Consider the following 13,693-nt stretch of genomic DNA (forward strand, 5'->3'; position numbering starts at 1 on the left):
GTCGTCCCCCGGTCTTTCTTCCCAGTGCCGGCCGAAGAGCAGGCAGCCAGAGCAGCGGCCCCTGCACGCCGGAATCTGGCTGCTCACGTTCCCGTCCAGCAGCAGCCAGACCCTCACACTGGGAGAATCCAAATGAAGAACTTCCTCAAGACCAAGCTTGTCCTCGCGTCCCTCACCGCTGGCGTCCTCGCGTTCGGTACCGCCTGCAAGTCGGACTCGGGCTCCACAAAGGAAGAGCCCACCGCGCCTTCCACCACGGGAGACAACTCCACCGACACCGGCTCCACGGGCACCGGCGCCACCGACCCGGCCACGGGCACCGGCACCACCACCGACCCGGGCACGGGCGGCACGGGCATGGATGACCCGAGCATCGATGACCCGACCATGAGCCCCGAGACGGGCGGCACGGGCGTGGACCCGGGCAGCACCGGCACCGGCAGCGACATGGGCACCGACCCGGGCACGGGCGGCGCGGGCTCCGAGCCCCTGGAGCCGGGCATCGAACCCGTGGAGCCGGGTAGCGAACCCGTGGACCCCGGCACCGGCGGCTCCGGCACCGACCCCAGCGACGACACCACGCTGGACCCGTCCGGCACGGGCGGCTCGATGACGCCGGAGCCCGACAGCTCCACGGACAGCACCACCGTGCCCGAGGGCGCCAAGAGCAAGTAGTCCGGCACCCGGCCTGAGCACATGAAGCAGTGGACGATGCCCGCGCAAGCCCTGCGCGGGCATCGCCATTTCCGCGGTCCGCCCTGGCTCGAGGCCTGTTGCTGAAGCCCGTCCCTTGAAACGACTCCGCTCCCCACCCGCCCTCCTGGGCACGGTGGGGAGCGGCGCTCACACCCGGCTTCCGCGCGCGCTCAAGTCACGCTGACGCCAGGGGTGTAGGGCGTGCCCACGGGCTCGATGATGCGCGGGTTGCCGCCGGAGCCGGGGTTGTTGCCCGGTCCGCCATCCGGTTGCAGGTACGGCGGGCCCCGGTGCGGCCTGTCCTCCTCGGTGTCGGCGCTGCGGTCCGGCGCGGTGGGAAAGGCCTCGGGTGGGATGTGCAGCACGTCGTCCTTCTTCTTCTTGGTCATGGCGGCCTCCTTTTCTCCAACGTGGGTGCCCTCCAGTCCCCGGGCACCTCTCATTCCGGCGCCTGCTTGAATGGACGCTCCAGGCTTGTCAGCGTGGCTGTCCATGACTCCCTCCGGACGCGCGCTCGTGAGGTTGCTCCTCGTCACCACCCTCGCCCTGGCCCCGGCGCTGGCCTTCGCCCAGGGGCCCGGGAAGACAGCCTCGCGGCGCAAGGCGCCCGTGCCCGTGCAGGTGAAGGGCACCCGCGTGTCCCTGGCGCCCCCCGAGGGCTTCACCGAGGCGAAGAGCTTCAGCGGCTTCCGTCAGGAGGAGACAGGCGCATCCCTCATGGTGACGGAGCTGCCCCTCCCGTTCGCGAAGGTCAGCCAGGGCCTCACCGCCGAAGCGCTCACGTCCCAGGGTATGGAGCCGCTGTCCCGGAAGCCGGCGAAGGTGGGCGGACACAAGGGGTTCCTCGTCCAGGCCCGGCAGTCCTCGGGGGACCAGGTCTTCCTCAAGTGGATTCTCGTGCTCGGCGACGACTCCGACACCCTGGTGCTCACCGCCGCGTGGCGCGAGCAGGACTCGAAGGCGCTGAGCAGGCCCCTCGAGCGTGCCGTGCGCTCCACGCGCTGGGACCGCGACGCCGAGCCGGGGCCCGGGCTGGAGCTCTTCACGCTGAAGCAGACACCCGGGCTGAAGGAGGCGCAGCGCGTGCAGAACACCGTCCTGTACACCCGCGATGGGAAGCCGCCCGGGACGCCTCCCACGGAGGGGCCCTCCCTCATCGTCGCCCCTTCCCTGGCGAACACGCACGTGGGCGAGGACGTAGAGGCCTTCTCCCGCGTCCGACTGGACGCCGCGGGGCGGGGCCTCACCGTCGAGTCCAGCGCCCTGCTGACGGTGGACGGCCTGAAGGGCCACGAGGTGGTGGCCCACGGCAAGGACTCCACCACGCAGCGGGACTTCACGCTGTACCACGTGCTGCTGCTGGACGAGGGCCGCTACTTCCTCCTCCAGGGCCGCGTGGGAGGCGAGGACCGCGCCGCGTATCTGGAGCACTTCAAGACGGCTGTACGGAGCTTCCAGCGCGTCCCCATCCCCTGAGGCACCAGTCCCGAGCGCTCCTGCCGCGAGACTGGTAGGAAGGGCAGCCAGCCAGCCGGGCGCACGCCTCCCCACCCGCCCCCCGACGACGTGGAGGCCGGGCGGGCAGGTACTGCGCGTCGGTGGCACCTTCGAGGCGAGACACGCTATCGACAGGGGAGGAACCGCAGCGTGAAACGGGGTGGGGCGACATGACTGTGAAACTGCTTCTGGCCGGCCGGCGTGGCGTGAGCGGGCACCTCTTCGCGCCCCTCGATGAAGCCCAGCCCTGGTTGCGGCGGGCCCTGGCCTGGTTCCACGAACACGCCGAGGAACTGCTGGAGAGCGCCCGCATGGGCACCGGCCCCCAGGGCGCGCCCATGCTCCGGCTGCGCCTGCACCCCGCCGCGGGCGAGCTGTCGCTCGTGGCGGCCAGCGGTGGCCGGCTGGTGGTCTCCGCCGAGACGTCCGCGGTGGGCCCCGGCTACCACATCTTCCTCTGCGACATGCTGAAGGTGCTGGGCCAGGAGCTCGGCGTCACCTGGGCGGACCCGGACGAGGCGGCGGGCGTGGGCGACCCGACGGGCTACTTCCACACGGGCGACGCGGGCCCGGTGGAGGTCTACATGCTGGCGTCGCTCCAGGACTCCGTGGCGCAGGTGCTGCGCATGCGCCGCCAGGGTGAGTCCGGCTTCGGACTGTCCATGCGCTTCGGCCACACCTTCGAGCACCCCGGCGCGCTGCTGACGCCGCTGGGGCCTCGGGACGAGCGTTGGCTGCGTGACGCCTTCGAGGACCCGCGCCGTGGCACGGACGTGTTCCCCTGGTGGAAGCCGGGCCTCCACGCGCGCACGCGCCTGAGCCGCGCGCTGTGCCGCCTGTGGACGGACGTGGTGTGGCGCCCGCCCCTGCTGGACGAGGAGCGGAGCCTGCTGCGCGACGTGGCCCGCCTGCTGGAATTGGCGTGGCGCGAGGACCCGTCCCTCCCCTACCCCTGGCGCGAGTGGCAGGAGGTGCTCGGCTACCTGGGCATCGGCGGCACGCTGGCCGAGGAGGTCCGCCTCCGCGCCGCCAGCGCGACGCGAGGCCCCTCCATCGGCTACCGGCGGGGCGCGGTGCAGGTGGTGCTGCCCGAGGGGTGGGAGATTCGCATCCCCGGCTCGCTCGCGGAGGCCCACCTCCAGGACGGGACGTGGGTGGCGAGAGACCACCGCCGCAGTGTGCGCTTCATGCCGCTGGAGGACGGGGCGGAGGACAGCCTGGCCCCCACCACCGCCGAGCGCCGCGCGCTGGAGTTGGAGCACCATGGCGAGCGGGTGAGTGGCCGGGCCTCGCTGCACATGGAGCCGGGCGAGTGCCGCCTGACAGCCGTGTGCAGCTCCGGCAGGCGACGGGCCCTCTGCGTGGTGAGCTTCGACGACCCGGAGGAACAGGACTGGGCGCTGGGGACCTGGCGCTCACTGGACCACGCTGCCGCCGCCTGACGCTTGCCGGCCCGAGAGGGCACTCCCACATTCAGCGGGCAATTTCCTTCAGAGGAATCGAGAGCCTGTATGAGTAGGGAGGTCTGGCCGGGCAGGTCCTGGCCGCGTGGCGCGACGTTCGACGGCAGCGGAGTCAACTTCTCCGTCTTCTCCTCGGTGGCCACCCGCGTGGAGGTCTGTCTCTACGACTCCGCCAACCCGTCGAAGGAAACCGAACGTTTCGACCTGCCGGAGGTGACGGACAACGTCTTCCACGGCTACGTGCCGGGCCTGGAGCCGGGCACGCTGTACGGCCTGCGCGTGCACGGCCCGTATGAGCCGGCACAGGGACATCGTTGCAACCCCCACAAGCTGCTGGTGGACCCGTACGCCAAGGCGCTCTACGGCGAAGTGGACTGGCGCCAGCCCGTCTTCGGCTACCCGCTGGGCCATGCGCAGCAAGATTTGGCGAAGGACGAGCGGGACAGCGCCGCCGGCATGCCGAAGAGCGTGGTGGTGAGCGACTTCTTCGACTGGGGCAATGACAGGCGCCCGGACGTGCCCTGGCGCAAGACGGTGCTGTACGAGGCCCACGTGCGCGGCCTCACCATGCGCCACCCCGGCGTGCCCGAGCACCTGCGCGGCACCTACGCGGGCCTGGGCTCTCCCGTCATCATCGAGCACCTCCAGAAGCTGGGCGTCACGTCGGTGGAATTGCTGCCGGTGCACGCCTTCGCGGACGACTCGTTCCTGGGAGACAAGAAGCTGTCCAACTTCTGGGGCTACAACACCCTGGGCTACTTCGCGCCCGAGCAGTACTACGCCAGCCGCAAGACGCCCGGCGCCGCCGTGGCCGAGTTCAAGGCCATGGTGCGCAGCCTGCACGCGGCCGGCATCGAGGTCATCCTCGACGTCGTCTACAACCACACCTGCGAGGGCAACCACCTGGGGCCCACGCTGTCACTCAAGGGCATCGACAACGCGGCCTATTACTGGCTCATGCCGGAGAAGCGTCACTACCTGGACTTCACCGGGTGCGGGAACAGCGTCAACGCGTCCAACCCGAATACGGCGCGGCTCATCGTGGACAGCCTGCGCTACTGGGTGAACGAGATGCACGTGGACGGGTTCCGGTTCGACCTGGCCACGGTGCTCGGGCGCACGGGCGAGGGCGGCTTCGAACGGAGCGCGGCGCTCTTCCAAATCATCCACCAGGACCCGGTGCTGGCGCGCACGAAGCTGATTGCCGAGCCGTGGGACGTGGGGCTCGGCGGCTACCAGGTGGGCGGCTTCCCGGCGCCGTGGCGCGAGTGGAACGGCAAGTACCGGGACGCGCTGCGCCGCTACTGGAAGGGAGACGAGAATCTCGCGGGTGAGATGGGCAACCGGCTCACGGGCAACGCGGACCTGTACGCGGAGGCGCGGCGCAAGCCGCAGGCGAGCATCAACTTCGTCACCGCGCACGACGGCTTCACGCTGCACGACCTGGTGACGTACAGCCACAAGCACAACGAGGCCAACGGCGAGCACAACCGCGACGGCGCGGACGACAACCAGTCCTGGAACTGCGGCGTGGAGGGCGAGACGGACAAGGCGGACATCGTCGCCCTGCGCGAGCGGCAGAAGCGCAACCTCCTGGCGTCGCTCTTCCTGTCCACCGGCATTCCGATGATTGTCGCCGGTGACGAGATGGGCCGGACGCAGGGGGGCAACAACAACGCGTACTGCCAGGACAATGACTTGTCCTACGTGGACTGGAACCTGGATGAGCGGCGCCAGAAGCTGCTGGAGTTCACGCGCAAGCTCATCCACTTCCGGCACGGACAGCCGGTGCTGCAGCGGCGGCGCTTCTTCAAGGGCGCGCACCTGTGGGACTCGGAGCACAAGGACCTGACGTGGTTCCGGCCGGACGGGACGGAGATGAAGGCGGAGGACTGGCAGAAGCCCTTCACCCGCTCGCTGGCCTTCCTGCTGGGAGGCGACGCCATTCCCACGCCGGACGAGCGCGGCCAGCGCATCTACGGCGACGCGCTGCTCATCCTGCTCAACTCGCACCACGAGCCGGTGTCCTTCAAGCTCGCGCCGGCGGCGCCGGGGCAGCGGTGGGAGTTGCAGCTCTACACGGCGGACGACACCCGGAGCGCGGAGCCGGCGCCGGCCAACGGGAAGTTCGAGGTGACGGGCCGGGCGCTCGCGGTGTTCCGGCAGGTGGCCGACTGAAGAAGCACGGCGCGCGTCCCCCGCCTGGATGGGTGGGGGACGCGGTGCGTCCGTGGTAGCGTGCCGCGCGAGTTGCCAGGGGGCACGCGCGGCATGTCGATGATTCAGTTCACCCGGAACTACACGGACCGCTCGAACGACTACGGCTTCCAGTTCGAGTTCTTCTGCGACAAGTGCGGCAACGGGCACATGTCGCCCTTCATCGCGAGCAAGGTGGGCGTGGCCACGGGGCTTCTCCGTGCGGCGGGCTCCTTCTTTGGCGGGACGATTGGGCGCGCGGCGCACGCGGGCACGCACCTGAAGGACGCGCTGCGCGGGCAGGGCTGGGACGAGGCCTACGCGGAGGCGGTGGAGGCCGGGAAGCAGCACTTCAAGAACTGCACGCGGTGCGGGAAGTGGGTGTGCCCGCAGTCGTGCTGGAACGAGGGACGCGGCCTGTGCGAGGCGTGCGCGCCGGACCTCGGCGAGGAGGCCGCCTCCATCCAGGCGCACGTGGCGGTGGAGCAGGCGCGCGAGAAGGCGCGCACGGTGGACCACGTGGCGACGCTGGATATGAAGGCGACGCGGATGGCGGCGTGCCCGCACTGCCACGCGAAGGTGGAGGGCGGGAAGTTCTGTGGTGAGTGCGGCAAGCCGCTGACGGCGCAGAAGGTAGGCTGCGGCAAGTGCGGCACGGAGATTCCGGAGCGCGCGAAGTTCTGCCCGGAGTGCGGCACGCCTCGGAGCGGGTGACACCGCCGACGCGTTCCGGCTGAGTGGAGACGGCATGTCCCGGGACACGCAGGAAGAGGGAGTGCGGCAGGTCTACGGGGAAATCGCGCCGGCCTACGAGGCGCTCTTCCCCGTGCTGCACCGGTATGAGGACCGGGTGGAGCGCTTCCTCGCGGAGGCGGTGACTCCCGGCTGCCGGGTGCTCGACGTGGGCTGCGGGCCGGGGCTGCACACTCGCGGACTTGAAGCCTCCGTCACCGTGGTGGGGACGGACCTGTCACCGGAGATGCTGGAGCTGGCGCGGCGTGCACGGCCCGGTGCGTGGCACCTGCACAGCTACCACCAGCCGATTCCAGTCGAGTGGGGCCGCTTCAACGTGGCGCTGGCGATTGGCTGCCTGGACTTCTGTGAGGACCTGCCGCGCGTCCTGGGCCAGCTCGCCGCTGCGCTGGAGCCTGGCGGGCGAATGCTCTTCACGGTGCTGGAGCGGAGGCCCGGGCTCGAAGGGCACGAGGCGCCCACGCGCGACGTGCAGACCGCAGGCCCCATCGTGGCGCTGCACCTGTACTCCTTCGAGGAGACCGTTCGGGCCGTGACGGGCGCGGGACTGCTGCCCCGCGCGTATGTGCACGCGCCCGGCTGGGTCCACCTCACGGAGCAACGGACGATGTGGTTCGGCTGGTGGGATGTGGAGCGGCGGTAGGCGCGAGTGACTCGGATGGCCGCGAAGCCCCCGGCCCCACCCATGCTCTGGGAGGCCGGGGACATGGTCCGCGAGGGCCCTCAGCGGATGACGATGGTGATGCTCTTCGAGTGCCGGTCGATGGTCACCGTGTCACCCGTCTCGGTGCTCACGGGCTCCTCGCGGCTCACGGCGCTCTGGCGGGTCCCCTCCTGGGTCTCGGCCCTTCCGTGCTGGACGTGGCCCCGGCTGGCGCGCGGCATCTCCCCGGAGCCCTGGCCCGCCATGGTCAGCGGCACCTTGCGGCTGTTGGACTCCGAGAGGTCCGGCGCGATGCCGCCCCGCGCGAAGAGCGGGGCGCTGGGACGCCAGAACGTGTAGCTCCAGCCGAGGCTCCAGCGGTAGCTCCAGGACGACGCGTTGCCGTGCGCCCGCAGCAGGAGGTTGTTGAAGAGCAGCTCATGCCCCGAGCGCGGGGCCAGGGTTCCGCTCGGCGTGGCCTTGAACTGGAAGCGGTCGAGCTCCGCGTTGTCCGGCCCGTGCGACACGAGGGCCAGCTCGTCCAGCCGCACCGAGTTGATGCCGGGATTGAAGACGCGGAAGTTGACGCGGATGAAGCACTCCTTGCCCGTACCCAGGAACACGGGAGTCGGCTGCACGGTGAACCAGAGGCGGGAGGAGGCCTCCAGGGCCCGGCGGCAGTTGATGCGTCCGAAGCCGAACTCCTCGTCCCGGCCCGCGGTGCCCAGCTCATCCGCGGAGAGCTTGATGATGTCCTCCACCTCCCAGGAGCGCAGGTCCGGGTCCACCGAGAGGATGAGTCCCATCAACCCGGCCACGTGCGGCGTTGCGGACGAGGTGCCGTTGAAGTCCGGCACGTAGTTGCCGGACCCGTAGCCCGCCGCGCCCGTGATGTCGGTGGCGAAGATCTTCACACCCGGCGCCACGACATCCACTTCCGGCCCGAAGTTGGAGCCCCACCACGTCTCGCCGTCGCGGCTGGAGCGGCTCTTGCGCTGGTCCCACTGGTTGGAGGCGCCCACCGCCAGCAGTCCGGGGATGGTGGGCGAAAGGCTGGCCGGGTAGCCCACGGTCCGCAGGTCCTCATTGCCCGTGGCGATGGCGATGGGGCAGCCCCTGCCACCGCGCCCGTTCGTCTGCGCGAACTTGAATGCGGAGGTGATGACCGAGCTGGGCGAGCCACCGCCCCACGAGTTGGAGAGCACGTCCGCGCCCCGGCCCACCGCCTTGCGGATGCCGTCGGCAATCATCGCGTCCGTGGTGAACCAGTCTCCGTTGGGCAGCCCCCGGGCGATGCGGATGGGCAGCACGAGGCAGTTGGGCGCCACGCCCACGCCGCCGCGGCCGTTGTTGGCCCGGGCCGCGGCGATTCCGGCGCACGAGGTGCCGTGCCCGTCCCCTGGCTGCGGCTCCTGGTTGTCCGTCTGCGTGACGGCGTCGTAGCCCGGCAGCTTGCAGGCCAGGTCCTCGTGGGCGACGTTGACTCCCTCGTCGATGATGGCGATGGAGATGCCAGAGCTGCCCATGGAGATGTCGAACGCCTCCAGGGCACGAATCTTCTGCAGCCCCCACTGGGAGCTGAGGCTCGGGTCGGTGGGCGTCACCATGGGCCCCACTGGCGCGCCGGTGGGCCTGCCGCGCACCTGCGTCAGCGGCTGGAGCCCCTCCAGGTTCTGCATCATCGACCCGAAGGCCTTCCCGTTCTCCGGCACCGTGGCCCCCGCGCCCGTCACGTCCGCGACGGCGACACGGGGCATGAGGCGCACGAAGTTCGGCTGCGAATACTCGAACAGGCCGGACTCATAGAGGCGGTTGGCGAGTTCGACGGTCTCCTGGCCGGGACGCGTGGCGAGCAGGTAGGCGCCGGGCTCCGGGTAGTCCGTCTTCTTCACCTCCACGCCCTGCCGCTCCAGCGCCTTGCGTCGGGCCTCGGGCGCCGTGTCGGACTTGAACTTCACGAGGACTTCCCCGGCGGGGATGATGGCCTCCCGGCGCGCGGAGCTCGGCGTCTTGTAGACGGTGGGGCCTGGCGACACCTCCTCGGACTCCTCCAGCAGGGCACGCACCTGCTCCAGCTCCGCGGACGCGCCCCGGGTAGCGCCGCCCGGCACCTCCACCACCACGAGCTGGTACTCCGGCACCTCCATCACCCGTCCCCGCCCCGCGCGGGTGGAGATGGACTCCGTGAGCCGGGTGAGCGCTCGGGAGGCCTTCACGTCCCCCGTTGCGCGCACGGCCACGTACTCCGGAGAGACCGCGAGCGGCACCTTCTTCCCGTCCGCGTAATAGAACAGCCCGGTCCCCTGCCCTTCGAGTACTTCCGCCATGCCGTGTCTCCCCGGGGATTGCCCCGTCTCGTCCTGCCATCCGTGCCGCGCGGTGTGCGTCCGCGGGCCGCCACGCCCCTGCGAAGCGCGGCGCAAGATGCCAGCGGGGGGCACGGGGAAGTACCGCGCCCCGGTGCTGCGTCGGTGTCACGCGCTGCACAGCGTCTGAGACTGCCGCCGGGAGGCAGGACGGGCCCGAAAACGGGGGGGAGATGCGCTTATCGTGAGTGCACCATGATGAGTCCATGAAGATGGCGGGGCACCGCGCTGGATACCTTGGCGCCATGCTCCTCCTCGGACTCGGATTGGCGGCGGCGAGCCTGCTCCACGCCACCGCTGAAGCGCCCATCACCGCTGTCACCGTCTACAGCGACAGGGCCCGCGTGGTGCGGACCGCCACCCTCAACGTCTCTGGCACGCAGCGCGTCGAGCTGCCCCGGCTGCCGGACCTCGTGGACCCCGACTCCATCCGCGTCGAGGCCCAGGGCGCCGAGGTCTCCTCCGTGGACGTGCGCCCCGCCAGCGCTCCGCCCTTCCCCCAGGAGGAGGCGAAGAAGCTGCTCGAATCGCTGGACCGGATGGATGAAGCCATCGTCCGCGTGGAAGCCGAGCGCGCGGCCTTCGCCCTCCAGCTCGCCGCGCTTCGCAAGGTGCAGCCGGTGACACCGGACCCCATCACCGACCCCGCCACGGGCGCGCGGAACGCCTCCGTGTCCCCCGCCACGTGGACCGCCTCCGCCGCCTTCCTCGTCGACACCGCCGCGAAGCTGGAGGCGCGCATGCTCGAGCTGGAGGACCGCATCCTCTCACTGAAGGACGAGCGCTCGCGGAAGCTCGCGGAGGCGGCCCGGCTCGGCGAGCTGCCCCAGAAGCCCGGCATCGAGGTGGCCGTCTCCCTCTCCGGCACCGGGCCCACGAAGGTGCAGCTGTCGTATTTCATCCCCGAGCGTGTCCGCTGGTACCCGCGCTACGAGCTCCAGCTCCAGCCGGCGCAGCAGCGCGTGCAGGTGGCCTTCTCCGGCCTCGTCAGTCAGGACACGGGAGAGGACTGGGAGGGCGCGAAGCTCACGCTCAGCACCGCCCTGCCCTCCACGGCCACGGCGCTGCCCAGGCTGGCCACGTGGAAGATTGGCACCACCGAGCGCTTCATCCCCGAGCCGCGGCGGCGCGTGGAGTCCGCCAGGCCGCCCCCGCCCCTTCCCACGCGCGAGCCCGAGCCGGACGTGGAGTTCGAGCTGCGCAAGCTGCTCCTGGCCCGCGCTGGCAGGCCCGCTCCGACACGGCCTTCCCTGGCTTTGGAGGTGGTGGCCTCCAAGCCGGCTCCCCAGCGGAACACGCCTTCGTCGCCGCAATCTTCGCAGCCGTACTCGCAGCCCTCACAGCCCGCCCCGACCCAGAGTGGCGCCGTCGGTGAGCGCAACAGCACCATCCTTGGCACCATCATCGACGCCCAGAGCCGGCAGCCCGCGCCCGACGTCGTCGTCACCGCGACCTCGCCGTCGCTGGAAGGGGAGCAGACCGTGGTGACGGACGAGGGGGGCGGCTATCGCATCGCCTTCCTGCCGCCCGGCAGCTACACCCTGCGGTTCGAGAAGGAGCAGTTCAAGCCGTATGCCCGCTCCGACGTCCAGCTGCGGAGCAACCGCACCATCCGGGTGAATGTGGAGCTGCTGCCGGAGAGCCTCGGTGAAGTCGTGGAGATTGTCGGCGCGGCCCCCACCATCGACGTGGGGAGCACGACGACAGGGGTGAGCATCTCGGCCGGTGGCGCCCGCAGAGGCGGCTACTCCGCGCCGGTTGAGCCGGTGGAGCCGGTCATCAACAACTACGTGGGGCTCTCTCCTCCGCCCGGCTGGCAGGCTCCACGGCTGGCGGCGGAGCTCCCCGCCTCGCTCGCTGGCGGCTACGACCTGGCCTTCACCGCGCCGCGCCTGGAGACGGTGCGCAGCGGCCAGTCCGAGCGCACCGTTCCGCTGCTCATCGAGACCTGGCCCGTGCAGGTCGAGCGCCACGTCTTCCCCGCCCTCGCCACGGACGCGTTCCTCGTCGCCCAGCTCAAGAGCCCGTCGCGCGGCGTGCTGCCCGGCGGTGAGGCCTCGCTCTTCGTCGGCGCGGACCCGGCCGGCTCCGCCACCCTGAAGCTCGTCGTCCCGAACGAGCCCTTCACGCTGCCGCTCGGCGTGGACCCCGCGGTGCGCACCGCTCGCAACGTCCGAATCCTCCAGTCCAAGGACGGCTTCATCTCCAAGGACGACATCAACACCTACGAAGTCACGCTGGAGGTGCCCAATCCCTACTCGTTCCCCATGCAGGTGCGCGTGGTGGACCAGTGGCCGCTCAGCCGGGACGGTAAGGTGGAGGTGAAGCTGGTGCGCACGGAGCCCGCCGCCCGCCAGGACGAGAAGACCGGCGAGCTGCAGTGGGACCTGGTGGTGCCTCCCGCCAGCAAGAAGACCGTCACCTTCGAGTACTCCCTGCGCCGTCCGCAGAACTGGCGCCTGACCCAGAGCCCGTGAGGAACCCGCCATGACCCTGCTGCCCTTGACCCTCGTGGCGCTCGCGACCACGTCCCAGATTTCCTCTGTCGTCATCTACCCGGACCGCGCGCAGGTGACTCGCGCTCGGACGGTGACGTGCTCCGGCGCCACCACCGCCGTGTTCGACCACCTGCCCACGGCGGCGGCGCGGGAGAGCTTCCGCGCCCGCGCCGCCGGCGCCAACCTGGAGGGCCTCGCCGTCGACACGGTGACGCTCGAACAGAGCGTGGCCCCCGAGCGCGCGAAGCTGGAGGTCCGTGGCGTCGCGCTGGACCGCGAGCAGGAAGTGCTGAAGGCCGCCGCCGAGCGGGCGAAGGACCTGGAGCGGCTGTCGCAGGGCTTCACCGACGTGGCGGTGAGCCGCGTGACGGGCGAGCTGACCGGGCCGAAGCCGGACACGCGCACGTGGGCCTCGGCCTTCGATGCGGCAATGGCGGTGCGCCTGCGCGCGGTGAAGGAGACGCGGGACGTCGAGGAGAAGCAGCGCGCGCTCAGGCGGCGGCAGGATGAGGTGGACACGGAGCTGGAGCGCCTGAACACGCTGGCCGCGCGCAGTGAGCAGCGCGTGGAGGTGCGCCTGTCCTGCCCCGAGGGCACGCAGACGCGTGTCGAGTTGACGTACCTGGTGGGTGGCACGTCCTGGACGCCGCTGTACGAGGCCCGCGCGGAGGAGGGCTCGGGCATCGTGGAGCTGACGTCGCTGGCCACCGTGCGCCAGGCCACGGGCGAGGACTGGATGGGGGCGAAGCTCTTCCTCTCCACCGCGCTGCCGAATCAGGACGCCACGCCGCCCGAGGTGTCACCGCTGTACGTCTCCGCCTTCAAGCGGCCGAAGGAGCGCAAGGTGCTGGTGCGGCGCGACGAGCAGCAGCAGCACGCCGAGGCTGGCGTGGGCGGGGAGACGGAGGGCCAGGGCCTGCGCGTCGAGTCCCAGGGTTTGTCGGTGCAGTGGGAGGCGCAGGAGGCGACGCGGGTGCCCGGAGACGGCAGCGCGGTGCGGGTGCGGCTGGGCCGCCACCGGCTCAAGGCGGACTTCTCCTGGCGCACGGTGCCCAAGCTGCACCCGGTGGTCTTCCGCGTGGCGCGGCTGGGCAACACCACGCCCTTCCCGCTGCTGCCCGGGCCCATCAGCGTCTTCCGTGACACGGGCTTCCTGGGGCACCAGCGGCTGGGGCGCGTTGCGAAGGGTGCGCCCTTCGAGCTCTCCTTCGGTCTGGAGGAGGGGCTGCGCGTGAAGCGCACGGTGGTGGAGGAGCTGCAGCGTCCCGAGGGGCTCTTTGGCGGCAAGCAGCGCTTCCGCTTCGTCTACCGCTTCCAGCTCACCAACCTCCGCGCGAGGCCCGAGAAGGTGGAGCTGTCCGAGCATGTGCCGGTGTCCGAGCTGGACGACGTGAAGGTGGAGCTGGAGCCGGAGTCCACGGCGGGCTACACGCTCGCGGCGGCGGATGGCATCGCGACGTGGAAGGTGCCGCTGGCGCCGGGTGAGCAGCGCACGGTGGACCTGGCCTTCCACGTGGACGCGCCCTCCGACTACGACACCGGGGCGATGTAGACGCTCGCGGCGCCAGGGGCTGGACGCGA

Annotated in this window: 10 protein-coding genes; 8 read left to right on the forward strand and 2 right to left on the reverse strand. The window is 70.8% G+C overall.

Going from position 1 to position 13,693, the window contains the following annotated elements:
* Positions 1 to 132: 132 nt before the first annotated feature.
* Positions 133 to 675, forward strand: a complete 543-nt coding sequence (locus tag G4D85_RS32610; RefSeq protein WP_164017952.1) for a hypothetical protein — start codon at positions 133 to 135, stop codon at positions 673 to 675.
* A gap of 191 nt (positions 676 to 866) precedes the next feature.
* Here G4D85_RS32610 and G4D85_RS32615 read toward each other — a convergent pair whose 3' ends face one another.
* Positions 867 to 1,085, reverse strand: a complete 219-nt coding sequence (locus tag G4D85_RS32615; RefSeq protein ID WP_205525813.1) for a hypothetical protein — start codon at positions 1,083 to 1,085, stop codon at positions 867 to 869.
* A 103-nt stretch (positions 1,086 to 1,188) separates the two neighbouring features.
* Between G4D85_RS32615 and G4D85_RS32620 the strand changes: the two genes are divergently transcribed.
* The 5 genes from G4D85_RS32620 to G4D85_RS32640 all read left to right on the forward strand — a co-directional run bounded on the left by G4D85_RS32620 (position 1,189) and on the right by G4D85_RS32640 (position 7,248).
* Positions 1,189 to 2,172, forward strand: a complete 984-nt coding sequence (locus G4D85_RS32620; RefSeq protein WP_164017954.1) for a hypothetical protein — start codon at positions 1,189 to 1,191, stop codon at positions 2,170 to 2,172.
* A 191-nt stretch (positions 2,173 to 2,363) separates the two neighbouring features.
* On the forward strand, positions 2,364 to 3,635 hold the full coding sequence (locus G4D85_RS32625; RefSeq protein ID WP_164017955.1) for a hypothetical protein: 1,272 nt from the start codon (positions 2,364 to 2,366) through the stop codon (positions 3,633 to 3,635).
* A gap of 69 nt (positions 3,636 to 3,704) precedes the next feature.
* The gene (gene glgX / locus G4D85_RS32630) at positions 3,705 to 5,834 is read left to right on the forward strand and encodes a glycogen debranching protein GlgX (RefSeq protein WP_164017956.1); all 2,130 of its coding nucleotides are present in this window, start codon (positions 3,705 to 3,707) and stop codon (positions 5,832 to 5,834) included.
* Positions 5,835 to 5,927: 93 nt separating this feature from the next.
* A complete protein-coding gene (locus tag G4D85_RS32635; protein ID WP_164017957.1) occupies positions 5,928 to 6,566 on the forward strand; it encodes a zinc ribbon domain-containing protein in 639 nt (212 codons plus the stop codon).
* A gap of 34 nt (positions 6,567 to 6,600) precedes the next feature.
* Positions 6,601 to 7,248, forward strand: coding sequence for a class I SAM-dependent methyltransferase (locus tag G4D85_RS32640; RefSeq protein WP_164017958.1), 648 nt, complete (start codon positions 6,601 to 6,603; stop codon positions 7,246 to 7,248).
* A gap of 80 nt (positions 7,249 to 7,328) precedes the next feature.
* Here G4D85_RS32640 and G4D85_RS32645 read toward each other — a convergent pair whose 3' ends face one another.
* Positions 7,329 to 9,575: a S8 family peptidase gene (locus G4D85_RS32645; RefSeq protein ID WP_164017959.1), complete on the reverse strand. Its 2,247-nt coding sequence runs from the start codon at positions 9,573 to 9,575 to the stop codon at positions 7,329 to 7,331.
* Positions 9,576 to 9,859: 284 nt separating this feature from the next.
* Between G4D85_RS32645 and G4D85_RS32650 the strand changes: the two genes are divergently transcribed.
* Together G4D85_RS32650 and G4D85_RS32655 are read left to right on the forward strand one after the other, a co-directional pair.
* Positions 9,860 to 12,091, forward strand: coding sequence for a mucoidy inhibitor MuiA family protein (locus G4D85_RS32650; RefSeq protein WP_164017960.1), 2,232 nt, complete (start codon positions 9,860 to 9,862; stop codon positions 12,089 to 12,091).
* A 10-nt stretch (positions 12,092 to 12,101) separates the two neighbouring features.
* Positions 12,102 to 13,664 (forward strand): mucoidy inhibitor MuiA family protein, encoded by a 1,563-nt coding sequence (locus G4D85_RS32655; RefSeq protein ID WP_164017961.1) that lies wholly within the window; start codon positions 12,102 to 12,104, stop codon positions 13,662 to 13,664.
* The last annotated feature ends 29 nt before the right edge of the window (positions 13,665 to 13,693 follow it).

Origin of the sequence: Pyxidicoccus trucidator (genome assembly GCF_010894435.1) — a bacterium.
Taxonomy (GTDB): Bacteria; Myxococcota; Myxococcia; order Myxococcales; family Myxococcaceae; genus Myxococcus; species Myxococcus trucidator.